The following is a 24273-nucleotide window of genomic DNA, read 5'->3' on the forward strand; positions in this document are numbered from 1 at the left end:
CCCGCAGGGGCAAGAATGATAGGGTCGAATTCCGTGGTGAATGCAAACGAAGCCGCCCACGTGGCCGGCGCACAGCAGACCGAAAACCAGCGACCGGGCAAGGTGACCCGTCAGATCTTCGTGACGGGCGGCGTCGCCTCCTCCCTCGGCAAGGGCCTGACCGCCTCCTCCCTCGGGATGCTGCTGCGGGCACGGGGGCTCTCCGTGACGATGCAGAAGCTGGATCCGTACCTCAACGTCGATCCGGGCACCATGAACCCCTTCCAGCACGGTGAGGTCTTCGTCACCGACGACGGGGCGGAGACCGACCTCGACATCGGCCACTACGAGCGCTTCCTCGACGAGAACCTCGACGCCTCGGCGAACGTGACCACCGGGCAGGTGTACTCCACGGTCATCGCCAAGGAGCGTCGCGGCGAGTACCTCGGCGACACCGTGCAGGTCATCCCGCACATCACGGACGAGCTGAAGAACCGGATGCGCCGCCGCGCGCAGGACGACGACCAGCCGGACATCATCATCACGGAGATCGGCGGCACGGTCGGCGACATCGAGTCCCAGCCCTTCATCGAGGCCGCCCGCCAGGTCCGCCAGGACGTCGGCCGCCGCCACGTGTTCTACCTGCACGTGTCCCTGATCCCGTACATCGGGCCCTCCGGGGAGCTCAAGACCAAGCCCACCCAGCACTCCGTGGCGGCCCTGCGCGGGCTCGGGATCCAGCCCGACGCGCTCGTGCTGCGCTCCGACCGGCAGGTCCCGGACACGATGCTGCGCAAGATCGGCAACGCCTGCGACGTCGACCACGACGCGGTGATCTCCTGCCCGGACGCCCCGAGCATCTACGACATCCCGAAGACCCTGCACTCCCAGGGGCTGGACACCTACATCCTCGACTACCTCGGCCTGGACTACCAGGACGCGGACCTGGGGCAGTGGGACCGGCTGCTGAAGGCCGTGCACGAGCCGTCCCACTTCGTCACGGTGGCCATGGTGGGCAAGTACATCGACCTGCCGGACGCCTACCTCTCCGTCTCGGAGGCCCTGCGGGCGGGCGGTTTCGCCAACGACGCGCGGGTGAAGATCAAGTGGGTCGCCTCCGACCTGTGCGAGACCCCCGAGGGCGCCCAGCGGGAACTGGGCGACGTGGACGCCATCTGCGTCCCCGGGGGGTTCGGCATCCGCGGCATCGAGGGCAAGCTGGGCACCCTGCGCTTCGCCCGCGAGCACCGCATCCCGACCCTGGGCCTGTGCCTGGGCCTGCAGTGCATGGTGATCGAGTACGCCCGCACCGAGCTCGGTCTGGCCGGGGCGTCCTCCACCGAGTTCGAGCCGGACACCGCGTTCCCGGTCGTGGCGACCATGGACGAGCAGAAGCAGTTCGTGGAGGGCGCCGGGGACCTCGGCGGCACCATGCGGCTGGGCCTCTACGACGCACGGCTGCGCGACGGGTCCGTGGTGGCCGGCGCCTACGGCTCCACCACGGTCAAGGAGCGCCACCGTCACCGCTACGAGGTCAACAACGAATACCGGGAGGGCCTGGAGCAGGCCGGCCTGGTGATCTCGGGGACCTCGCCGAACGGCACCCTCGTGGAGTTCGTGGAGCTGCCCGCCGACGTGCACCCCTACTACGTGGGCACCCAGGCGCACCCCGAGCTCATGTCCCGCCCGACCCGCCCGCACCCGCTGTTCGACGGCCTCGTCAAGGCCGCGCTCCAGCGCCGGGAGGCCGAGGGCCGCTGAAGCCCCGGCCCGTGCTCCACGGGCCGCCCGGCGCAGGCGCCGTGTCCCCACCGGGGCGCGGCGCCTGCGCCGTCCCCGCCAGACCCCTCGCTCCCGCCGGCCCGTGCGGGGCGGCCGACCCGGAAGGACCCCATGGACATCCGACAGCTCGCCCCCGAGGAGATCTCGGACCGGCCCAGCGACCGCCGCACGGTGGCCTCCGAGACGGTCTACGAGGGCTTCATCTGGAACGTGCAGCGCGACGAGTTCGAGCTGGCCCAGGGCACCGACCCGCTCCGGCGCGACTACATCACCCACCCGGGCGCGGTGTCCGTGCTCGTGCTCGACGACGACGACCGGGTGCTGCTGATCAACCAGTACCGCCGCCCCGTCGGGATGACCATGTGGGAGATCCCCGCCGGCCTGCTCGACGTCGACGGCGAGGACCCCGCCGCGGCGGCCCGGCGGGAGCTGGCGGAGGAGGCCGACCTGCGCGCGGAGCAGTGGGACGTCCTGGTGGACTTCCACAACAGTCCCGGCTCGTCCTCGGAGGCCAACCGGATCTTCCTGGCCCGCGGGCTGAGCGAGGTCCCCGACGCCGAGCTCCACGAGCGCGACGGCGAGGAGGCGGAGATCCACGGCACCTGGGTGCCGCTGGACGCCGCCGTGCGGGCCGTCCTCGAGGGCCGGCTGAACTCGCCCGCGGCGGTGGTCGGCCTGCTCGCCGTGCACGCCGCCCGCGCCGACGGCTACCGCTCCCTGCGCCCGGCCGACACCCCGTGGCCCGGCCACCCCGACCTGCGGTGACCGAGCCCCCGGCCGGCCGGCCGTCCCGTCCGGCGTCCGAGCCCGGGTCCCGACCTGGGCCCGGCGGGACGCCGGGTGCAGCGCTCGCTCCGGAGGAGGGCGCGGCGTTCGGGCCTTGGCCTGGTGGGGCGTCCGCTCCGGAGGGAGGCGCGGCGTCCGCTCCGGAGGAGGAGGCGGCGTCCCGTCCCGAGCCCGGTGCAGGACCCGGTCCCGAGCCCGGTGCGGCGGCGGGTCCGGCGCCCGGCGGCGCGCTGGAGCAGGCCGTGGAGCGCTACCTGCAGCACCTGGCCGTGGAGCGGGGCCTGGCCGCCAACACCCTCGCGGCCTACCGGCGAGACCTGCGCCGCTACACGGAGCACCTCCAGGAGCACACGGACCCGCCGGTGACCACGCTGCGGGGGATCGGGACGGGACACGTCCAGGACTTCCTGCGCACGGTCTCGGCCGGGGCGGAGGGCCGGGGGCCGCTGAGCACGCGCAGCGCCGCCCGCTGCCTCGTCGCGGTCCGGGGCGCCCACCGCTTCTGGGCGCTCGAGGGCCTCACGCGCACGGACCCCGCCGCCCCCGTCCCGCCGCCCACCCCCGGAATGCGCCTGCCCAAGGCGGTACCCGTCGATCAGGTCACGGCGCTGCTGGAGTCGACCGGCACCGAGACGCCCCAGCAGCTGCGCGACCGCGCCCTGCTGGAGATCCTCTACTCGACCGGCGCCCGGATCTCGGAGGCCACCGCCCTCGACGTCGACGACCTGTCCCGGGCCGTGCGCCGCACCGGGCAGCCCGAGGAGGACGGCGGCGCGATGCCGTTCGTGCGGCTGTTCGGCAAGGGCGGCAAGGAGCGGATGGTCCCCCTGGGCTCCTGGGCGGTGCGCGCCGTGGACGACTGGCTCGTCCGGGGCCGGCCGGCGCTGGCGGCGAAGGGGCGGGGCACCCCCGCCCTCTTCCTCAACGCCCGCGGCGGCCGGATCAGCCGGCAGACGGCCTGGACCACGGTGCGCACCGCCGCCGAGCGCGCCGGACTGGGGGACCGGATCACGCCCCACACGCTGCGCCACTCCTTCGCGACCCACCTCCTGGAGGGCGGGGCGGACCTGCGCGTGGTCCAGGAGCTGCTCGGCCACGCCTCCGTCAGCACCACGCAGGTGTACACGCTGGTCACCGTGGAGTCCCTGCGGGAGGTCTACGCCGCCGCCCACCCCCGCGCCCTGTAGCCCGCCCGCCGCACCACCCGGCGGCGCGCTCGTCCCGCCGCGCCCCGGCGGATCCCCGCCGCCCGGTCACACAGGGGGCGGTGCTGTTGCCCGCGTCCCGCAGGGCCTAACCTGGTTGCAACTGCAACGGGTGCGCCAGGACGGACGGGGACGTCATGCGAGAGAACATCAGCCCGGGCACGGGCCTGCGCCGGGTGCTGCTGGTCCTGCTCTGCTGCCTGGGCCTGCTCCTGGCGCCCCTGGCGGTCCCGGCGTCGGCGGCCACGGCGATCGAGGCCGAGCACCAGCGTCTCGGCGGCGCGGACGGCCGGCTCGGCCGGGCCCTGGGCCCCGAGCGCTGCGGCCTGGTGCGCGGGGGCTGCTACCGGTCCTTCGAGCGGGGCAGCATCCACTGGTCCCCGAGGACGGGGGCACGCCCCACGTGGGGGGCGATCCGCGGCGCATGGGCGGGACAGGACTGGGAGCGGGGCCGGCTGGGCTACCCGGTCGGCCGGGAGGTCTGCGGGCTGCGCGACGCCGGGTGCTACCAGGGCTTCGAGGGCGGGGTCGTGCTCTGGTCGCGGGCGAGCGGGGCCCACCCCACGCTCGGCGGCATCCGGGCGGCCTGGCTGCGCCACGGTGCCGAGCGGGGGGCGCTGGGCTATCCGACCTCGGCGGAGGCCTGCGCGGGCGGCACCTGCCGCCAGAGCTTCCAGCGCGGGTCCGTCAGCTGGAGCCCGGGCGCCGGGACCCGGGTGGCCCGGGAGATCGACCGGGCCGCCTCCGTGTACGTCGTCGTCAACAAGCGCCGGCCCCTGAACCCGGTCGACCACGTCCCGCGCGGCCTCGAGTCCGTGGGCGGGCCGCTCCTGCGCGCGGACGCCGCCGCGGCGTTCCGGCGGATGCGGGCGGACGCGGCCGCCACGGGGGTCCCGATCACGGCGGTCAGCGGCTACCGCTCCTACACCACGCAGGCCGGGCTGTACCGCGACTACGTCGCCCGGTACGGGAGGGAGCAGGCGGACCTGATCTCCGCCCGCCCGGGCCACAGCGAGCACCAGACCGGACTCGCCCTGGACATCGGCAACCCGGACGGGGCGTGCGGACTGCAGAGCTGCTTCGCGGACACCCCGGCCGGGGCGTGGGCGCGGGCCCACGCACACGAGTACGGCTTCGTGGTGCGCTACCCGGCGGGCCGCACGGGGACCACCGGGTACGCCTACGAGCCCTGGCACCTGCGCTACGTGGGCGGGCACGTGGCCGCCGGCATGGTCTCCCAGCGCATCCCCACGCTGGAGCACTACATGGGGCTGCCGCCGGCGCCCTCCTACTGAGCGGCCCGGGCGCCGGGGAGGTGCCGCTCGGCGGGGCCGTTGTACTCGGACAGCGGCCGGATCAGGGAGTTGGCGGCGACCTGCTCCATGACGTGGGCGGTCCAGCCGGTGATGCGGGCGGCGACGAACAGCGGGGTGAAGGTGGGGATGTCGAAGCCCATCAGCCAGTAGGTGGGCCCGGCCGGGTAGTCGAGGTTGGGCTTGATCCCCTTGGCCTCGTCCATGGACTTCTCCAGCCCGTTGTACAGGCCCAGCAGCTCGTCGCGGCCGTAGTGGGCGACCATCCGATCCAGGGCCGCCTTCATGGTCGGCACCCGGGAGTCGCCGTGCTTGTACACGCGGTGGCCGAAGCCCATGACCTTCTTCTTCGCGGCCAGGGCCTCGTCCATCCAGGCCTTGGCGCGGGCCTCGGCCTCGGCGGCGGACTCCTCCGTGCGGATGCCGAGCTCCACGAACGTCTCCATCACGGCCTCGTTGGCCCCGCCGTGCAGCGGTCCCTTCAGCGCGCCGATCGCGGCGGTGACCGCCGAGTGCAGGTCCGACAGGGTCGAGGTGACCACCCGGGCGGTGAAGGTCGAGGCGTTGAAGGAGTGCTCGGCGTAGAGGATCATCGAGACGTTGAACGCCTCGACCACCGCCGGGTCGGCCTCCTCGCCGAAGGCCATCCACAGGAAGTTGGCCGAGTAGCCGAGGTCCTCCCGCGGGGCCACCGGCTCCTGGCCGCGCCGGCGCCGCTGGTCGTAGCAGACCACCGCCGGCATGGCCGCGAACAGCTTCTGGGCCTTGCGCAAGTTGGCCTCGTGGGAGGAGTCCTCGGCCTCGGGGTCCTGGGCGCCCAGGACGGAGGCCGCGGTGCGGCAGACGTCCATGGGGTGGCAGGTGGTGGGCAGGGCGTCGATGATCGCCCGCAGCTCGGGCGTCAGCGCCCGGTGCGCCCGCTCCCGGGCCGTGAACTCCGCCAGCTCCGCCTCCGTGGGCAGCTCGCCGTTCCACAGCAGCAGGGCGACCTGCTCGAAGGAGCAGTTCGCGGCCAGCTCCTGGACGGGATAGCCGCGGTAGAGCAGGGAGTTGGTCTCCGGGTTGACCTTGGACACGGCCGTGTAGTCGGCGACGACGCCGGCCAGTCCCTTGCGGACCTCGCTCTGGGTCTCGGTCATGGTGGTCTCCTTCTCGTGGTCGTGCGGTCGGTCCGGTCAGTGGTGCAGGCCGGGCACCTCGAAGTCGAAGACGCCGGCGTCGAACTGGTTGTACCCGTGGTAGTCCACCAGTTCGTAGAGCCGGGCGCGAGTGAGCATCTCGGGGACGGCGGCCTGCTGGGTGCCGTCGGCGGCGATCGTGGCCAGCACCCGCTCCATGGCGCCCAGGGCCGAGCGCATCAGGGTCACCGGGTAGATGACCATGTTCACGCCCACCTCCTCGAGCTGGGCGGCGGTGAACAGCTGGGACTTCCCGAACTCGGTCATGTTCGCCAGGATCGGCACGTCCACCGCCGCGCGCATGGCCTCGAACTCGCTCAGGTCGGCCATGGCCTCGGGGAAGATCGCGTCCGCCCCGGCGTCCACGAGGGCCCTGGCCCGGTCGGTGGCCGCGGCGAGGTCCTCCACGCCGCGGATGTCGGTGCGGGCCATGATCAGGAAGTTCGGGTCCCGGCGGGCCTCGGTCGCGGCGCGGATCCGCTTGGTGGCGGTGGCCAGGTCCACCACGGCCTTGCCGTCCAGGTGGCCGCAGCGCTTGGGGTTGAACTGGTCCTCGATGTGGCACCCGGCCAGTCCGGCGTTCTCGAGCTCCTGCACGGTGCGGGCCACGTTCATCGGCTCGCCGAAGCCGGTGTCGGCGTCGACGAGGGCCGGCAGGTCGGTGACCCGGGCGATCTGCCCGGCCCGCTGCGCGACCTCGGGCAGGGTAGAAAGCCCGATGTCGGGGAAGCCGAGCTCGTTGGCGAGCACGGCCCCGGAGATGTAGACGCCGTCGAAGCCCTGCTCGGCGATCAGCTTCGTGGACAGCGGGGTGTAGGCGCCCGGGAACCGGGCGATGCGCGGGCCGGTGAGCATCTGCCGCAGGGTGACTCGCTTGGCCTCGGGGGTGGTGGTGGAGAACAGCATGCTCAGAAGATTCCCTTCGTGCCGGTGCGCAGGTCCACGTCGGCGGTGACGTTGAGGGCGTCGAGCTCCCCGGGACCGAGGTCGCGCAGGTTCTCGGCCGCACTGATGAAACGCTCCAGCTCCGCGTCGGCCACGACGCCCTCGGCGAGGGTGCGCAGCTTGGTGACGTACTGGGCGCGGGCGAACGGGCGGGCGCCCAGCGGGTGGGCGTCGGCCACCGCGATCTCCTCGACCACGGTGGACCCGTCCGTGAGGGTGATCTCGGCCCGCCCGCCGAAGGCCTTCTCGGCCGGGTCCAGGGAGTGGTAGCGGCGGGTCCACTCCGCGTCCTCGGCGGTGGTGACCTTCCGCCACAGCTCGACGGTGTCGGGTCGGCCCGCCCGGGCGGGGGCGTAGGAGTCCACGTGGTGCCACGCCCCGTCCTGCAGCGCCACGGTGAAGATGTAGGGGATCGAGTGGTCGAGGGTCTCCCGCGTGGCGGCCGGGTCGTACTTCTGCGGGTCGTTGGCCCCGGAGCCGATCACGTAGTGGGTGTGGTGGGAGGTGTGCAGCACCACCGAGGCGATCCGCGCCGGATCGGCCAGCTCGGGCCGCTCCCGGTGCAGCTTGCGGGCCAGGTCGATCCAGGCCTGCGCCTGGTACTCCGCCGAGTGCTCCTTGGTGTAGGTGTCCAGGATCGCGGCCTTGGCCTCGCCCGGGGCCGGCAGCGGGACCTCGTAGGAGGCGCCGGGGCCGTCCAGCAGCCAGGCGATCACCCCGTCCTCGCCCTCGTAGATCGGGGTGGGGGAGGTCTGCCCGCGCATCGCGCGGTCCACGGCCTCCACGGCCATCTTCCCGGCGAAGGCCGGGGCGTGGGCCTTCCAGGTGGAGATCTCGCCCTTGCGGGACTGGCGGGTAGCGGTGGTGGTGTGCAGGCCCTGGCCGATGGCGTGGAAGATCGTCTCCACGTCAAGACCCAGCAGAGTGCCGATCCCCGCGGCCGCCGACGGACCCAGGTGGGCGACGTGGTCGATCTTGTGCTGATGCAGGCAGATGGCCTTCACCAGGTCGACCTGCAGCTCGTAGCCGGTGGCGATCCCGCGCACCAGGTCGGCCCCGGTGGCGCCCACGTGCTGGGCCACCGCCAGGATCGGCGGGATGTTGTCCCCGGGGTGGGAGTACTCCGCGGCCAGGAAGGTGTCGTGGTAGTCCAGCTCGCGCACCGCCACCCCGTTGGCCCAGGCCGCCCACTCCGGGGAGACCTTGGTGGCCGCGGCGTCCGCCCCGTACAGGGCGGACCCGGACCCGCCCGGCGTCGGGGCGTGGGCGAGCGCCTGGTCACGGGCCGAGACGATCGGGTCCCGGTTCAGGGAGGCGATCGCCACCGAGGCGTTGTCGAGAACGCGGTTGATCACCATCTCGGTCACCTCCTCGCTCACCGCGACCGGGTCCGCGGCGACCTCCGCCATCTTCCAGGCCAGCTGCTCCTGCCGGGGCAGGTTGTCGGCGGACGGGTGGACACGCACGGAATGGAGAACGGTCATGGAGCTTCCTCTCGTGGGGACGGACAGTGGCCGGGGGCCGCCGCTCAGCCGGCGGCGTCGAGCGGGGGAGCGGGCTGGACCCACTCGCGGACAGGGGTGGTCAGGACCGCGTGCAGCGAGTTGGCCAGGTGCACGCGGGTGGCGGCCTCCGCCAGCTCCTCGGAGCCCTCCGCGATGGCGCGCGCGATCTGGGCGTGCTCGGCGGCGGCCAACGCCAGGCGGGACGGATTGGTCCGGGAGAGCTTGCGCACGCGGGCCAGGTGCAGACGCAGGGACCGCTGGGCGGCGGTGAGGTACGGGTTGGCCGTGGCGTCGTCGACGGCCCGGTCCATGCGCTCCACGAGCTCGTAGTAGGCGGAGCGGTCGTCGGTGCTCGGGCCGTGGAGCCGGTCCACGCACGCCTCGAGCTCCGTGGCCAGCCGCTGGAACTCGGCGGGGTCCCGGCGCCGGGCCGCCAGGCGGGCGGCACGGCAGTCGAGGGCCTCGCGCAGCTCGAACAGGGCGCGGACGTCGTCGAGGGAGACCTGGGAGACCACCACGCCGCGACCGCGGTGGGCCTCGGCGAGCCCGTCGGCGGTGAGCCTGCTCAGGGCCTCCCGGATGGGGGTGCGGGAGATGCCGAACCGCTCCGACTGCTCCACCTCGCCCAGCACCTGGCCCGGGAGCAGCCGCCACTCGACGATGTCCTCCCGCAGTGCCTCGTAGGCGCGGTCGCTGGCGCGCACGGCTCCCTCCTCGCTTCTGCGGCCCGGGCTGGAGAACCGGCGGGGGCCATCGGTGACCGACCTCACACGTCCCCGCCAGTGTATACACATTTGTCACCCAGGGGCCAGGGATTCCCGTCCCGCTCCCATATTGACGCGTCGATGTATACAGCAGTCTTGTCGTCTGTGATGTGCACCACTAGGGTGGCCGCCAGGACCGCTACGCCCCGGAGGGACCCATGAGCACCGAGCAGCAGACGACGCAGGCCGAGGACTACGCGGAGGTCTACCGCCGCAGCGTCCGGGACCCGGAGCGGTTCTGGCTCGAGGCGGCCCGGGCCGTCGACTGGACGCGCGAACCCACCGTGGCCCTCGACGCGACCATGGCCCCGCTCTACCGCTGGTTCCCCGACGGTGAGCTCAACACCTCCTACAACGCCCTCGACCGGCACGTGGAGGCCGGCCACGGCGAGCGCACGGCCCTGATCTACGACTCCGCGCTGCTGGGCGTCCAGGAGCGCTACAGCTACGCCAGGCTGCGCGACGAGGTCGCGCTGTTCGCCGGTGCGCTCGCCGCGCGGGGGGTGGGCAGGGGCGACCGGGTGCTGGTGTACCTCCCGATGATCCCGCAGGCCGCCGTGGCGATGCTCGCCTGCGCCCGCCTGGGCGCCGTGCACTCGGTGGTCTTCGGGGGGTTCGCCCCGAAGGAGCTGGCCTCGCGGATCGACGACTCGCGGCCCCGGGTGGTGGTGACCACGACCGGCGGGCTGGAGCCGAAGCGGCGGATCGAGTACATCCCCGCGATCGAGGAGGCCCTGCGGCTGGCCCGGCACGAGCCCGGCACGGTGATCGTGCACGAGCGCCCCGGCTTCGAGACCACCGTGGAGCAGGCCGGGGAACGGGCCGGGCACGGCGAGCAGCCCGCGGTCGAGTGGCTGGGCTGGGACGCCGCCGTGGCGGGCGCCGAGCCCACGGCGCCGGTGCCCGTGGCGGCCACGGATCCGCTGTACGTGCTCTACACCTCGGGCACCACCGGCGCCCCCAAGGGCGTGGTCCGCGACAACGGCGGGCACGCGGTGGCCATGACGTGGTCCATGCGCCACATCTACGACGTGGGCCCCGGCGAGGTGATGTGGACGGCCTCCGACGTGGGGTGGGTGGTGGGCCACTCCTACATCGTCTACGGCCCGCTGCTCGCCGGTGCGACGACCGTGCTCTACGAGGGAAAGCCCGTGGGCACCCCGGACGCGGGCGCGTTCTGGCAGCGCGTGGAGGACCACGGCGTGAAGGTCCTGTTCACCGCCCCCACGGCCCTGCGCGCCATCCGCCGGGCGGACCCCGAGGGCGCGCTGGTGCGCAGGCACGACATCGGCTCCCTGCGGGCGCTGTTCGTGGCGGGGGAGCGGCTGGACCCCGAGACCTACGGCTGGGCCTCCCGGGTGCTGGGCGTGCCGGTGGTCGACCACTGGTGGCAGACGGAGACGGGGTGGGCGATCTGCGCCAACCCCTTCGGGATCGAGCGCCTGCCCCTGAAGCCCGGTTCGCCGTCCGTGCCGGTGCCCGGCTACCGGGTGGAGATCCTGGACCCGCTGGGGCAGCCGGTCGCGACCGGCGAGGAGGGCAACATCGCCCTGCGCCTGCCGCTGCCCCCGGGAACACTGAGCACGCTGTGGGGCGACGACCGGCGCTTCGTGGACTCCTACCTCACGGCCTTCCCGGGCTACTACGCGACCGGTGACTCCGGCCACGTCGACGAGGACGGCTACGTCTACGTCATGGGGCGCACCGACGACGTGATCAACGTGTCCGGCCACCGGCTCTCCACCGGCGCGATGGAGCAGGTCCTGGCCTCCCACCCCGCCGTGGCCGAGTGCGCGGTGATCGGGGTGGCCGACCCGCTCAAGGGCCAGCGTCCGGCCGGCTACGTGGTGCTCAAGTCCGGTGTGGAGGTGCCGGAGGAGCAGCTGCGGGAGGAGCTGGTGGCGCTGGTGCGCCGGCAGATCGGGGCGGTCGCCGACTTCAAGGACGTGACGGTCGTGGAGGGGCTGCCCAAGACCCGTTCGGGCAAGATCCTGCGCAAGACCATGCGGCAGATGGCCGACGGCGAGGACTACACGGTGCCCTCCACGATCGAGGACTCCGCCGTGCTCGAGGCCCTGGAGGGCGTGCTGCGGCCTCCGCGCGGCGGCTGAGGACCGGCGCGGCCCCCGCTCAGATGGGGGTGCGGGGGGCGGCCGCCTCCGTCCCGGCCTCGCGCACGGCCTTGCGCCGCCGGGCGCGGTCGAGCAGGGCCATGCCCGGCCCGGCGGTGACGCCGTGGAGGACGACCGACATGACGACCACCAGCCCCACGATCCGCCACAGCGTCTGGTCCTCCGCGGCGAAGTCCCCCTCGGCCAGGGCGTAGCCGAGGTAGTAGACGGAGCCGATGCCGCGGACGCCGAAGAAGGCGATGACGCCGCGCTCCCACGGGCCGGTCCGGCCCCGGGCCAGGCCGATCCACCCGGCGACGGGCCGCACCAGCAGGAGGAAGGCCGCGGCGACCAGGACCTCGGACCAGCTGAGGCCGGCGAGCAGGCCCCGGGCCACGGCCCCGCCCAGCAGCACGAGCACCGCCACCGTGAGCAGGCGCTCGAGCTGCTCGATGTAGCTGTGCAGCACGCCGTGGTAGCCGTGGACCCGCTCGCCGGCGCGGATGGTGAGCGCGCACACGAACACGGCGACGAAGCCGTAGCCCTCCACCATCTCGGTGATGCCGTAGGTGAGGAAGGTCGCCGCGAGCGCGACGAAGCCCTCGGAGTGGGAGGCCAGACGGATGCTCTCGACCGGGGAGCGGAAGAAGACCCGCCCCAGCAGCCTGCCCACGAGGTAGCCGGCGAGGCACCCGACCGCGATCCGCCAGCCGACGTCCACGAGGAGGAAGTGCGGCAGCCACGCCGCGGGCGCGGTCCCCACGACGCTGAGGGCCACGGCGAGGTAGACGAACGGGAAGGCGAGGCCGTCGTTGAGCCCGGCCTCGGAGGTGAGGCCGAAGCGCACCTCGTCCTCCCCGTCGAGGTCCTCCTCGGCTTCCGAGGGCTCCGCGACCTGGACCTCGGAGGCGAGGACGGGGTCGGTGGGGGCCAGGGCCGCGGCCAAGAGCAGGGCCCCGGCCAGGCTCAGGCCCAGCACCGACCACCCGAGCAGGGTGAGCCCGACGAGGCACAGCGGCATGACGATGCCCAGCAGGCGCCAGGTGGTGGCCCACCGGACGCGTCCCAGGGGGCGGTCCAGGGCCAGGCCGGCGCCCATCAGGGAGACGATGACGCAGATCTCGCTGAGGTGGACGGTGATGTCGCTGTAGGCCACCGGGTCCGGGTCCGGGAGGGTCTCGGCCACGGAGAAGACGGCCAGGCCCGTCCCCAGGAAGACCATGGGCATCGAGACGGGGGCGCGCATCAGCAGCCGCGGCAGCAGCGCGGCGGCGAACACGGCCACACCGGCGGCGGTGAACATCAAGCTCGGGGCGTCGAACACCGGGACCTCGTTCCCTCGGCGGATGGGGCTGATCCCGAGAAGACTACGCACCGCTGCGGACGCGGGCACCGCGCCGGTGCGCGCCGGGGACGTCCTGGGCGGCGTCCGCTCAGCCGGCCCACGCGTACTCGAGCTCCGGGCGCCCGGGGGTGCCGTAGCGGGAGCGCCGGCGCACGAGGCCGCGGTCGGCCAGGTGCTCCAGGTAGCGCCGTGCCGTCACCCGCGACAGCGTGCTGCGCTCGGCCACCTCCCCGGCGGAGAGCCACTCGCCGCCGCGCACGAGCTCGGTGACGGCGGCCAGGGTCTGGGCGGAGAGCCCCTTGGGCGCGGCGGCGCGCACCGGGGAGGCCAGGGCCGCGAAGGCCCGGTCCACCTCGGCCTGGTCCACGGCCCCGGCCCGTCCGAGAGCCGAGCGGTAGCTGCGGTAGGCGGCGAGCTTCTCCTCGAACACGGCGTAGGTGAAGGGCTTGATGAGGTAGCCCACGACGCCGAGCGTGGTCGCCTCGCGGACGGTGGCCACGTCCCGGTGCGCGGTGATCACCAGCAGGTCCACCGACTCCCCGCGCGCCCGCAGGGTGCGGGCGACGTCGAGCCCGGACATGTCCGGGAGGTTGACGTCCAGCAGCACCAGGTCCACGGGCCGGCCCGCCCGGCGGGCGGCCTGCACGGCCTGCACCGCCGTGTGCCCGGACACGGCGGTGGCCACGGCCCGGAAGCCCGGGGAGCGATCGACGTACTCCGCGTGGGCGGCGGCGGTCAGCGGCTCGTCGTCGACGACGAGGACCCGCACCGTCCCGGTCACGGGACCTGCTCCGGCGCGGCGTCCCGGGGGGCGGGGATGGTCACGGTGAACACGGCCCCGCCGTCGTTGTCGAGCTCGATCCGGGCACCCCAGCGCTCCACGACCTCGCGCACCAGGTGCAGGCCCACGCCCCGGCCCTCGGGGCCGGCGGGCTTGGTGCTGACCCCGGGCTCGAAGACGTCCTGGGCGAGCTCCTCCGGAACGCCCATGCCGGTGTCGGCCACGGTGACCACGACGGCGTCCCGGGCCGGGTCGGCGTCGTCGGGCGCCCCCACGATCTCCACCTCGACCACGGGGCGGACGCGGTCGGCGTTGGCCGCGGCCGCCTCCACGGCGTTGTCGACGAGGTTGCCGACGAGGGTCACGAGGTCGGCGGGGGAGACCGGGACGCGCGGCACGTCCGGGCCCACGGCGACCTCCAGCTCCACGCCGCGCTCGTGGGCGGCGGCCGTCTTGCCCACGAGCAGGGCGGCGAGGAAGGGGTCCTCGAGGCGGGCGAGCAGGTCCTGGGACAGCCCCTGGGTGCGCTGCCGGTCCGCGGAGGCGAAGTCCAGGGCCTCAGCCTCGCGCCCCAGCTCCAGCAGCGAGACGACCGTGTGCATCCGGTTGGCGTGCTCGTGCGTCTGCGCCCGGAGGGCTCCGGCCAGGGCGGAGGTGGCGCGCAGCTGCCCGGAGAGCCGGGAGATCTCGGTGTGGTCGCGCAGGATCACGACCATGCCGCGGCCGGCGAGCGCCCCGCCCGCCGGCAGGCTCGAGACGATGAGCGTGCGCTCCCCGACCACGACCCACTGCTCCTGCACGGGCGCCCCCGAGCGCAGCACGGCCTCCAGTGCCGGGGGCAGGCCCAGCGCCTCGACGGGTGGTGCGCTGCGCCGGCCGGGCCCGGCCGCGTCCGGGGCGATCCCGAGCAGCTCGCGGGCGCGGGCGTTGAGCACCGGCACCGCCCCGGAGGGGTCCACGAGCAGCAGGCCCTCGGTGGCCTCGTTGAGCACGGCGTCGTGCAGGGAGTGGACCTGGGCGAGCTCCTCCGGGCCCCACCCGTGCGTGACCCGGCCCAGGTAGCGCGCCCCGAGGACCGCGACCGTCGCGGAGGCGGCGAGCAGCAGCACCCCGACGAGGAGCACGGCCGGCAGCTGGGCCAGCGCCTGCTCGGTGAGCGCCTCGAGCAGCACCCCCGTGGCCACGAGCGCCACGACCGTCCCGTCCCCGTCCCGCACGGGGGCGATCGTGCGCACCGACGGGCCGAGGTTGCCCCGCTCCGTGCTGGTCCAGACCTGCCCGGCGAGCGCCTGCGAGCGGTCGCCCCGGTAGGGGTCGCCCACCGAGGAGGGCCAGGGGTGGGTCCAGCGGGTGCCGTCGGGGGCCATGATCGTGACGAAGTCCAGGCCCGTGTCCTCGAGCAGCCGGTCCGTGAGCGGCTGCAGGGCGGCGTGCGGGTCCGGGGTGCCGGCGGCCTCCAGGACGTAGGGGTCGTCGGCCAGGGCCGTGGCCACGGCCCGGGTCACGGCCTCGGCGCGCTCCTGGACCGCCTCCCGCTCCTGGGCGAACAGGACCAGGGAGACCGCGACGGTCACGACCGCCACGACGACCAGCTGGAGGAGGAGGAAGCGCCTGGCCAACGACATGCCCGCCTCCTCCCCTCCTGCCCGTCCCGGCCGCCCGTGCCACCTGCCCGTGCCACCTGCGCGCGGTCCGGTTGTGGTCGGGCTGTGGTGGGCGTCACGACCATTATGACCACAACGCGACAGGGCCGCGGCGGCCGGTGAGACTCGTCACAACGGCCCGGGCCCGGCCCACGGGCAGCGCCTCCCCGCACCGCCCGCCGGCACCGTCCATCCGCACCGTCCGTCCGCACCGTCCATCCGCACCGTCAGGAGAAGCATGGCCACCGTCGCCACGGAACCCGTCGACCCGCAACGGCCCGTCCAGAAGCAGAAGAAGGACAAGACGCACTACCTGTACGTCTTCGTGATCGTCGCCGTCGTCGCCGGCGCCGTGCTGGGCCTCGTGGCCCCCGAGTTCGCCCAGACGCTCAAGCCCATCGGCACCGCGTTCATCGCCCTGATCAAGATGATGATCGCCCCCATCATCTTCTGCACGATCGTGCTGGGCGTCGGCTCCATCGCCAAGGCGGCCACCGTCGGCAAGGTCGGCGGCCTGGCCCTGGCCTACTTCATGGCGATGTCCACCGCCGCCCTGGCCATCGGGCTGCTCGTGGGCAACCTCATCCACCCGGGTGAGGGCCTGAACATCCAGGGCTCCGAGTACGAGATCACCGACACCGGCCACGGCGACGGGGAGGGCGGGACGATCGGGTTCCTGCTCGGCATCATCCCCACCACCCTGATCTCCTCGCTGACCGAGGGCAACATCCTGCAGACCCTCTTCGTGGCCCTCATCGTGGGCTTCGCCCTCCAGCAGATGGGCCCGGCCGGCAAGCCCGTGCTCAAGGCCGTCGGCTACATCCAGGCCCTGGTCTTCCGGATCCTGATCATGGTCATGTGGGTCGCCCCGATCGGTGCGTTCGGCGCGATCGCCGGCGTGGTGGGGGAGACCGGCGTGCAGGCCATCATCTCCATGGCCACGCTGATGATCGCCTTCTACCTCACCTGCGTCCTGTTCATCGTGGTGGTCCTGGGCGGGCTGCTGAAGGCGGTCACGGGGATCAACATCTTCCGGCTCATGAAGTACCTGGCCCGGGAGTACCTGCTGATCTTCTCGACCTCCTCCTCCGAGGCCGCCCTGCCGCGGCTGATCGCCAAGATGGAGCACGTGGGCGTCTCCAAGCCCGTGGTCGGCGTGACGGTCCCCACCGGGTACTCCTTCAACCTGGACGGCACCGCGATCTACCTGACCATGGCCGCCCTGTTCGTCGCCTCCGCCATGGGCAACCCCCTGGCCCTGGGCGAGCAGATCTCCCTGCTGGTGTTCATGATCATCGCCTCCAAGGGTGCCGCCGGCGTCACCGGCGCCGGACTGGCCACCCTCGCCGGCGGGCTGCAGTCGTACCGCCCGGACCTGGTCGACGGCGTGGGCATCATCGTGGGCATCGACCGGTTCATGTCCGAGGCCCGCGCCCTGACGAACTTCACGGGCAACGCCGTGGCCACCCTGCTGATCGGCAAGTGGACCCGGGAGATCGACCTCGACCAGGTCGAGCGCGTGCTCTCCGGCCAGGACCGCTTCGACGAGTCCACCATGGCCGCCCACTCGCACGGCGCCCCCGAGCAGGACGCCCCCGAGCAGGGCGCCGGCGCCGACGGCGCCCGCGTCGAGGACTCCGTGGCCGAGAAGGTCGAGGCCGCCGCCGGCACCCGCTGAGCACCGCCTCCTGCCGACGAGCCGACCGCGCCCGCCGGACCCCACCGGGTCCGGCCGCGCCCGGGCCGGCCCGCCCGCGCCAGCGACCACGAACGAAAGAGCGGTGCCACGAGTGAGCCAGCGAAGCGACGAGAGGATCCCCGGAACGGGCGAGACCGCGGCGGGAGCCCTGGGCCCCACCGGCCGTCCCGTCCGCGACTTCCCCGAACCGCCCGAGCTGTCCTCCCACGGGCCCGCCCGGATCATCGCGATGGTCAACCAGAAGGGCGGGGTGGGCAAGACCACGTCCACCATCAACCTCGGGGCCGCGCTGGCGGAGCTGGGGCGCAAGGTCCTGCTCGTCGACTTCGACCCGCAGGGCGCGCTCTCCGCCGGCCTCGGCGCGAACCCGCACGAGCTGGAGCTGACGGTCTACAACGTGATGATGGACCGTTCCGTGGACGTGTGGGACGTGGTCCAGGAGACCGACGTCGAGGGCGTGGACCTGCTCCCCGCCAACATCGACCTCTCCGCGGCCGAGGTGCAGCTGGTCACCGAGGTGGCCCGGGAACAGGTCCTGGCCAGCGCGCTGCGCAAGCTCGAGGAGCACTACGACGTCATCATCATCGACTGCCAGCCCTCGCTGGGCCTGCTGACCGTCAACGCCCTGACCGCCGCCCACGGCGTGGTCATCCCGCTCATCGCCGAGTTCTTCGCGCTGCGGGCCGTGGCCCTGCTCGTGGACTCCATCGAGAAGGTCCAGGACCGGCTCAACCCGCGCCTGCAGATCGACGGCGTGCTCGCCACGATGTTCGACTCCCGGACGCTGCACTCCCGGGAGGTCATGGCCCGGATCGTCGACGCGTTCGGCGACAAGGTCTTCGACACGGTCATCAAGCGCACCGTGAAGTTCCCGGACGCCACGGTCGCCGCGGAGCCCATCCTCTCCTTCGCCACGGCCCACCAGGGTGCCGAGTCCTACCGCCAGCTGGCGCGGGAGCTGATCTCGCGCGGCGGCGCGCCCTGATGCACCCCGAGGAGCTGCCGGAGCCCAGCGGGCCCGGCGGCTTCACGGTGCAGCTGGAGGACTTCGCCGGGCCCTTCGAGGTCCTGCTGTCCCTGATCGCCAAGCACGAGATGGACATCACCCGGATCGCGCTGGCCACCGTCACCGACGAGTTCCTGCAGTACGTGCGCGCCCTGCACGACTCCGGGTCGGTCCGCGCCCTCGACGAGGCCAGCGAGTTCCTCGTGGTCGCCGCCACCCTCCTGGACCTCAAGGCCGCCCGGCTGCTGCCGCGGGGCGAGGTCGAGGACGAGGAGGACGTGGCCCTGCTCGAGGCCCGGGACCTGCTCTTCGCCCGGCTGCTGCAGTACAAGGCCTTCAAGGAGGTCGCCGGCCTGCTCGACGAGCGGCTGCGGGCCGAGTCCGCCCGCCTCCCGCGGGTGGTGCCGCTGGACCCGGAGGTCGCCGCCGTCCTGCCCGAGCTCGACTGGCGGACCACCCCCGAACAGTTCGCCGAGATCGCGCGCGCGGTGTTCGCGGCCCGGCCGGGGACGCCCCCCGAGGTCGGCGTCGACCACCTGCACGGGGCCGCCGTGTCCGTCCGGGACGAGGCCGAGGCCCTGGTGGGCCTGCTCGAGGACGGCCGGCCGCGTTCCTTCCACGCGCTGGTGGTCGACGCCGGGTCCACGCTCGCGGTGGTCGTCCGGTTCCTGGCGCTGCTGGAGATGTTCCGGGACGCCGTGATCGAGCTCGCCCAGGACGCCCCGCTGGGGGAGCTCACGGTGCGCTGGACCGGGGCCGGCAGCGGGTGGACCGCCGACCGCCTCGCCACGGACGACATCGGCGCGGCCGCCGACGCCATCGGCGGCCCGGCGGCCGGACCCGCGGCCGACCCCGTTCCCTCGTCCGTCGCGTCCCCGGCAGGGGTGCCCGCGTGAGCGCCGTGCCGGCGGCCGGTCCGGACCTCGAGGCCCTGCCCGGGGGCCTGAAGGCCGCCGTCGAGGCGATCCTGATGGTCGCCGACGAACCCGTCGGCGAGTACGAGATCGCCGCCGCGCTCGTGGTCCCCGTCGCCTCGGTGCAGCGGGTCCTGGACCGGCTGCGCGCGGAGTACGACGGACGTGCCGCGGATCTGGGGTATGCTGGAACGTTGGAGCCGCGCGGCTTCGAGCTGCGCAGCACCGGTGCCGGATGGCGGATCTACTCCCGCAGCGAGTTCGCCCCGGTCGTCTCCGCGTTCGTCGCGGAGGGGCAGACCGCCCGGTTGTCCCAGGCGGCCCTGGAGACCCTGGCCGTGGTGGCGTACCGCCAACCCGTGAGCCGAGGACGGATCTCCGCGATCCGCGGGGTGAACGTCGACGGCGTCGTCCGCACCCTCGTGCAGCGGGGGCTGATCCGCGAGCTCGAGCGGGACGGCGAGTCCGGGGCCGTGCTCTACGGCACCACCACGTTCTTCCTGGAGAGGATGGGCATCGGGTCGCTCGACGAGCTCCCCGACATCGCCCCTCATCTGCCGGGCATCGATCAGATCGACCACTACGAGGACTGAGACACCACCATGGCCACACCACGTTCATCATCCGGCCGTCCCGGGCCCGGCGGCCGCCGCGGCCCCGGCTCCCAGGGCGGGAAGCCCCGGAGCGGCCAGGGCGGCGCGTCCTTCCCGGGCGGGCGCGGCGGCACCGGCCGCGGCGCGGCCCCGGCCGGCTCCGGGCGCGGCGGCACGGCGAAGGGCGCCGGTCCCAAGGGCGGCACCGCGAAGGGCGCCGGTCCCAAGGGCGGCACCGCGAAGGGCGGCACCGCGAAGGGCGGCGCCGCGAAGGGCGCCGGTCCCAAGGGCGGGGCCCAGGAGCGCGGCCCCCGGCCGTTCGCCTCCTCCGAGCGCAGCGCCCGGCGGATGCCGGCCACGCCCTACCGCCCGCCGCACCGTCGCCGCCGCCCCACGAACCCGCCGGTGGACCGGCTGGACCAGCACGACCCGGACGGGGTGCGCCTGCAGAAGCTCATGGCCCAGGCCGGGGTGGCCTCGCGGCGGGTCTGCGAGGAGATGATCGAGGCCGGCCGCGTGCAGGTCAACGGCGAGACCGTCACCGAGCTGGGCATCCGCGTGGATCCGGCCACCGTCGAGATCCACGTGGACGGCGTGCGCGTGCAGCTGGACGAGAACCTCGTCTACTACGCGTTCAACAAGCCCGAGGGCGTGCTCTCCACCATGGAGGACCCCGAAGGCCGCCCGTGCGTGGCCGACTACCTGAACCAGCAGAAGAACGAGCGCGTGTTCCACGTGGGCCGCCTCGACGTCGAGACCGAGGGGCTGCTGCTGCTCACCAACGACGGCGAGCTGACCAACCGGCTCACCCACCCCTCCTACGAGGTGCCCAAGACCTACCTCGTGCAGGTGCGCGGGCCCATGGAGAAGGGCGTCGGGGCCGCCATGAAGGCCGGCATCCAGCTCGAGGACGGGCCGGCCTCCGTCGACTCGTTCCGGCTCGTGGACTCCACCCCCGGGCACATCCTCGTGGAGGTCGTCCTGCACTCCGGGCGCAACCGGATCGTGCGCCGGCTCTTCGACGCGGTGGGCCACCCCGTGGAGAAGCTCGTGCGCACCCAGGTCGGTCCCATCCGGATCGGGGACCAGCGCCAGGGCACCATCCGCAAGCTCTCGAAGACCGAGGTCGGGCACCTCCTCGCCTCGGTCGGCATGTGAGGAGCCCCCGGTGACGCAGACCCCCTCCGCCCGCCCGGCCCCCGCGGCGACCACCGGCCCCGTGCTCGTGGTCGGTGCCGGGCTGCTCGGCGCCAGCATCGGGCTGGGCCTGCGCCACCTGGGCGTGGACGTGTGGCTGCAGGACGCCTCGCCCACCGCCGAGGCCGTGGCCCAGGACATCGGCGCCGGCCGCTCCTGCCGGGCCGCCGGACCGGCCCCGGAGCCGGCCCTCGTCGTCGTCGCCACCCCGCCCGACGTCACGGCCCGGACCGTGACCGAGGCGCTGGAGCGCCACCCCGGCGCCGTCGTCCTCGACATCGCCTCCGTCAAGGAGGCGGTGCTGGAGGGCGTGCGCGAGCTCGGCGGCGACCTCACCCGGTACGTGGGCACCCACCCGATGGCCGGGCGCGAGCGGTCCGGTCCCGTGGCCGCCCGCGGGGAGCTGTTCACCTCCATGCCCTGGGTCGTGTGCGACTCGGGGCGCTCCTCGCCGGCGGCCCTGGCCGCGGCGAAGAACCTCGCGGTGGACCTCGGGGCGACCGTGACCTTCATGGACGCCCGTGAGCACGACGCCACGGTGGCGCTGATCTCCCACCTGCCGCAGGTGATGTCCTCGCTGCTGGCCTCCCGGCTGCAGGACACCCCGCTGCACCACCTGTCCCTGGCGGGCCAGGGACTGCGGGACACCACCCGCATCGCCGCCTCGGACCCGCACCTGTGGGTGCAGATCCTCTCCGCCAACGCCGAGCCGGTCGTGGCGTCCCTGCACGGGGTGCGCCAGGACCTCGACCGCCTCATCGCCACCCTCGAGGGACCCGAGGCCCCGGGGGCGCGCCTGGACATCGCCCAGCTCATCGCCGAGGGCAACGCGGGCCAGGCCCGCATCCCCGGCAAGCACGGCGGGGCGCCGCGGTCCTTCGCCAGCCTCACCGTTCTCGTCGGCGACGTGCCCGGTCAGCTGGCCCGCCTGCTCACCGAGATCGGGGAGATCGGCGTGAACCTCGAGGACCTGCGCCTCGAGCACTCCCCGGGCCAGCCGGTGGGCCTCGCCGAGGTCTCCGTGCTCCCCAACCGCCGCAAGGAACTCGTCGAGGCGCTCCAGGAGCGCGGATGGAAGGTCGTGCAGTGAACACCGGAACGAACACCGGGACGAACACCGGGACGAACACCGGGACGAGCGCCGCCGCGGGCGCCCCGCCGGCCGGGGCGCCGTTCCCCGCCGCCGGGCGGGAGCTGGTCGTCGCCATCGACGGGCCCTCCGGCTCGGGCAAGTCCAGCGTGTCCAAGGAGGTGGCCCGCCGCTTCGGCCTCGCCTACCTGGACACCGGGGCGATGTACCGGGCCCTCACCTGGTGGTGCCTCGACCGCGGGGTGGACCTCGCCGACGCCGAGGCCGTGGTGGAGGCCGCCCGCACCTTCCCCCTCGCCCAGGGCACCGACCCCGACCGGGAGCTGGTCCTGGTGGGCGGCACCGACGTGGCCGTCGAGATCCGGGGCGCCCGGGTGACCGGGGCGGTCAGCGCCGTGGCGACCAACCCGGCGGCGCGCGCCGTCCTGGTGGCCCGGCAGCAGCAGCTCATCGCCGACAGCGGCCGCCGGATCGTGGCCGAGGGCCGGGACATCACCACCGTGGTCGCCCCGGACGCCGACGCCCGAATCCTGCTCACCGCGGACGAACGGGCCCGGATGGCCCGCCGCGGCCTGCAGAACGGCGGGGTCGAGGACGCCGCGCAGCTGCGGGCCGAGGTCGTGGGCCGGGACGCGAAGGACTCCACGGTGGTCAACTTCACCGAGGCCGCCGACGGCGTCGTGACCATCGACTCCTCCGACCTCACGGTCGAGCAGACCGTCCAGGCCGTGCTCGACGCCGTCGTCCGGGCCGCCGGCCGCACGGCCTGAGCCGGGCCCGCCCGGCTTCCCCCGACACCCATCCGCACCCCGACCGGCCGCACCCGGCCCAGCGAAGGACAGCCATGACCGGCAACCCCGAGAACTCCGCGCACGACACCGCCCACGACCCCTACGAGGCCGAGATCCTCGGCGGCAGCACGGACGACGTCGCCGAGCGGCTCGCGGCCATCGACGACGACGAGGCCGAGCAGCGCGCGCAGGCCCTGCGGGCCGGGCTCGAGGACTACGAGCTCGACGAGGAGGACGCCGCGCTGCTCGCCGGGTGGGCCGAGGGCGAGGACCGGGCGCCGGTGCGCCGCCCCGCCCCCGTGCTCGCCATCGTGGGCCGGCCCAACGTCGGCAAGTCCACCCTGGTCAACCGGATCCTCGGCCGGCGCGAGGCCGTGGTGGAGGACACCCCGGGCGTCACCCGGGACCGGGTCTCCTACCGGGCCACCTGGGCCGGGCGCAACTTCACCCTCGTGGACACCGGCGGGTGGGAGTACGACGCCAAGGGCATCAACGCCCGGGTCGCCGAGCAGGCCGAGCTGGCGGTGGAGTTCGCCGACGCCGTGCTGCTCGTGCTCGACGCCACCGTGGGGGTGACCGCCGCGGACGAGGCCATCGTGAAGATGCTGCGCAAGGTGCGGAAGCCGGTGATCCTGGTCGCCAACAAGGTCGACTCCCCGCAGCTGGAGGTCGAGGCCACCTACCTGTGGTCCCTGGGCATGGGGGAGCCGCACCCGGTCTCCGCGCTGCACGGGCGCGGCGCCGCCGACGTCCTGGACGCCGTGATGGAGGTGCTGCCGGAGTTCTCCGCCGTGGCCGAGACCGAGCTCACCGGCGGGCCCCGCCGGGTGGCGCTGATCGGGCGCCCCAACGTCGGGAAGTCCTCGCTGCTCAACAAGCTCGCCGGCTCCGAGCGCGTCGTGGTCGACCCGCTCGCCGGCACCACCCGGGACCCGGTCGACGAGCTCATCGAGCTGGGCGGCAGGCCGTGGCGCTTCATCGACACCGCCGGCATCCGCCGCCGCGTGCACATGGCCCAGGGCGCCGACTTCTACGCGTCCCTGCGCACCCAGGCCGCTCTGGAGCGCGCCGAGGTGGCCGTGGTGCTGCTGGCCGCCGACGAGGTGCTCTCGGAGCAGGACGTGCGCATCCTGCAGCTGGCCGTGGACTCCGGGCGCGCCCTCGTGCTGGCCTTCAACAAGTGGGACCTGATGGACGAGGACCGCCGCTACTACCTGGAGCGCGAGATCGACCGCGACCTCGCGCACGTGGCCTGGGCGCCGCGGGTGAACGTCTCCGCCAAGACGGGCTGGCACAAGGACCGGCTGGTGCCCGCGCTGGAGAAGGCCCTCGAGTCCTGGGACACCCGCGTCCCCACCGGCCGGCTCAACGCGTTCCTCGGCGAGATCGTGGCCGCCCACCCGCACCCCGTGCGCGGCGGCAAGCAGCCCCGCATCCTGTTCGGCACGCAGGCCTCCTCCCGCCCGCCGCGGTTCGTGCTGTTCACCACCGGCTTCCTCGACCCGGGGTACCGCCGCTTCATCACCCGGCGGTTGCGCGAGACCTTCGGCTTCGAGGGCACCCCGATCGAGGTCAGCATGCGGGTGCGCGAGAAGCGCGCCCGGAAGCGCTGAGCGCCGGCTCCGGCCGAGATGAATTCCGTCCCG

At 73.8% G+C, this 24273-nt stretch carries 20 protein-coding genes; 13 read left to right on the plus strand and 7 right to left on the minus strand.

Features of this window, described 5'->3' with window-relative positions; translation table 11 throughout:
• Window positions 1–15 precede the first annotated feature (15 nt).
• From AYX06_RS00060 to AYX06_RS00075, 4 genes are all read left to right on the plus strand, one after another.
• A complete protein-coding gene (locus AYX06_RS00060; RefSeq protein WP_062733184.1) occupies window positions 16–1740 on the plus strand; it encodes a CTP synthase in 1725 nt (574 codons plus the stop codon).
• Between the two features lie 132 nt (window positions 1741–1872).
• Entirely contained in the window at window positions 1873–2526 is a 654-nt protein-coding gene (locus AYX06_RS00065; RefSeq protein WP_062733186.1) for an NUDIX domain-containing protein, read from the plus strand.
• A 263-nt stretch (window positions 2527–2789) separates the two neighbouring features.
• The gene (locus tag AYX06_RS00070) at window positions 2790–3734 is read left to right on the plus strand and encodes a site-specific tyrosine recombinase XerD (protein WP_307725498.1); all 945 of its coding nucleotides are present in this window, start codon (window positions 2790–2792) and stop codon (window positions 3732–3734) included.
• A 155-nt stretch (window positions 3735–3889) separates the two neighbouring features.
• Window positions 3890–5047 (plus strand): D-alanyl-D-alanine carboxypeptidase family protein, encoded by a 1158-nt coding sequence (locus tag AYX06_RS00075; protein WP_062733189.1) that lies wholly within the window; start codon window positions 3890–3892, stop codon window positions 5045–5047.
• Here the strand turns inward: AYX06_RS00075 and AYX06_RS00080 are convergent.
• From AYX06_RS00080 to AYX06_RS00095, 4 genes are read right to left on the minus strand one after another with little or no spacing between them, the layout of a single operon-like run.
• Entirely contained in the window at window positions 5041–6204 is a 1164-nt protein-coding gene (locus tag AYX06_RS00080) for a bifunctional 2-methylcitrate synthase/citrate synthase (protein ID WP_062733191.1), read from the minus strand. The two genes, AYX06_RS00075 and AYX06_RS00080, sit on opposite strands and share 7 nt — an antisense overlap.
• Window positions 6205–6240: 36 nt before the next feature.
• Complete coding sequence (prpB, locus tag AYX06_RS00085) at window positions 6241–7149, minus strand: methylisocitrate lyase (protein WP_062733193.1); 909 nt, start codon at window positions 7147–7149, stop codon at window positions 6241–6243.
• 2 nt (window positions 7150–7151) lie between these two features.
• On the minus strand, window positions 7152–8672 hold the full coding sequence (locus tag AYX06_RS00090; protein WP_062733195.1) for an MmgE/PrpD family protein: 1521 nt from the start codon (window positions 8670–8672) through the stop codon (window positions 7152–7154).
• Window positions 8673–8716: 44 nt separating this feature from the next.
• Window positions 8717–9397 carry a GntR family transcriptional regulator gene (locus AYX06_RS00095; RefSeq protein ID WP_062733197.1) on the minus strand — a complete coding sequence of 227 codons (681 nt, stop codon included), beginning with the start codon at window positions 9395–9397 and terminating at the stop codon, window positions 8717–8719.
• Between the two features lie 218 nt (window positions 9398–9615).
• Here AYX06_RS00095 and AYX06_RS00100 point away from each other — a divergent pair, with 218 nt between their 5' ends.
• The gene (locus tag AYX06_RS00100) at window positions 9616–11568 is read left to right on the plus strand and encodes a propionyl-CoA synthetase (protein ID WP_062733200.1); all 1953 of its coding nucleotides are present in this window, start codon (window positions 9616–9618) and stop codon (window positions 11566–11568) included.
• Between the two features lie 19 nt (window positions 11569–11587).
• Here the strand turns inward: AYX06_RS00100 and AYX06_RS00105 are convergent, their stop codons facing one another.
• From AYX06_RS00105 to AYX06_RS00115, 3 genes are all read right to left on the minus strand, one after another.
• Entirely contained in the window at window positions 11588–12892 is a 1305-nt protein-coding gene (locus tag AYX06_RS00105; protein ID WP_062733202.1) for a cation:proton antiporter, read from the minus strand.
• A 109-nt stretch (window positions 12893–13001) separates the two neighbouring features.
• Entirely contained in the window at window positions 13002–13694 is a 693-nt protein-coding gene (locus AYX06_RS00110) for a response regulator (protein WP_062733205.1), read from the minus strand.
• On the minus strand, window positions 13691–15319 hold the full coding sequence (locus AYX06_RS00115) for a sensor histidine kinase (RefSeq protein ID WP_062733207.1): 1629 nt from the start codon (window positions 15317–15319) through the stop codon (window positions 13691–13693). The genes AYX06_RS00110 and AYX06_RS00115 overlap by 4 nt, the downstream gene beginning before the upstream one ends.
• A 256-nt stretch (window positions 15320–15575) precedes the next feature.
• Between AYX06_RS00115 and AYX06_RS00120 the strand changes: the two genes are divergently transcribed.
• The 8 genes from AYX06_RS00120 to der all read left to right on the plus strand — a co-directional run bounded on the left by AYX06_RS00120 (window position 15576) and on the right by der (window position 24240).
• Complete coding sequence (locus AYX06_RS00120; protein WP_062733209.1) at window positions 15576–17015, plus strand: cation:dicarboxylate symporter family transporter; 1440 nt, start codon at window positions 15576–15578, stop codon at window positions 17013–17015.
• 112 nt (window positions 17016–17127) lie between these two features.
• Window positions 17128–18021 (plus strand): ParA family protein, encoded by an 894-nt coding sequence (locus tag AYX06_RS00125; protein ID WP_062733211.1) that lies wholly within the window; start codon window positions 17128–17130, stop codon window positions 18019–18021.
• Window positions 18021–18938 carry a segregation and condensation protein A gene (locus tag AYX06_RS00130; protein WP_062733213.1) on the plus strand — a complete coding sequence of 306 codons (918 nt, stop codon included), beginning with the start codon at window positions 18021–18023 and terminating at the stop codon, window positions 18936–18938. Before AYX06_RS00125 ends, AYX06_RS00130 begins: the two co-directional genes overlap by 1 nt.
• Complete coding sequence (scpB, locus tag AYX06_RS00135; RefSeq protein WP_062733216.1) at window positions 18935–19549, plus strand: SMC-Scp complex subunit ScpB; 615 nt, start codon at window positions 18935–18937, stop codon at window positions 19547–19549. Before AYX06_RS00130 ends, scpB begins: the two co-directional genes overlap by 4 nt.
• A gap of 9 nt (window positions 19550–19558) precedes the next feature.
• The gene (locus AYX06_RS00140; RefSeq protein WP_062733218.1) at window positions 19559–20707 is read left to right on the plus strand and encodes a pseudouridine synthase; all 1149 of its coding nucleotides are present in this window, start codon (window positions 19559–19561) and stop codon (window positions 20705–20707) included.
• A gap of 10 nt (window positions 20708–20717) precedes the next feature.
• Window positions 20718–21836, plus strand: coding sequence for a prephenate dehydrogenase (locus AYX06_RS00145; RefSeq protein ID WP_062733221.1), 1119 nt, complete (start codon window positions 20718–20720; stop codon window positions 21834–21836).
• A 104-nt stretch (window positions 21837–21940) separates the two neighbouring features.
• Window positions 21941–22606 carry a (d)CMP kinase gene (gene cmk, locus AYX06_RS00150; protein ID WP_062736786.1) on the plus strand — a complete coding sequence of 222 codons (666 nt, stop codon included), beginning with the start codon at window positions 21941–21943 and terminating at the stop codon, window positions 22604–22606.
• 74 nt (window positions 22607–22680) lie between these two features.
• Window positions 22681–24240, plus strand: a complete 1560-nt coding sequence (gene der / locus AYX06_RS00155; protein ID WP_232319348.1) for a ribosome biogenesis GTPase Der — start codon at window positions 22681–22683, stop codon at window positions 24238–24240.
• Window positions 24241–24273: the final 33 nt, after the last annotated feature.

The organism is Kocuria turfanensis (assembly GCF_001580365.1).
GTDB classification, from domain to species: domain Bacteria; phylum Actinomycetota; class Actinomycetes; order Actinomycetales; family Micrococcaceae; genus Kocuria; species Kocuria turfanensis.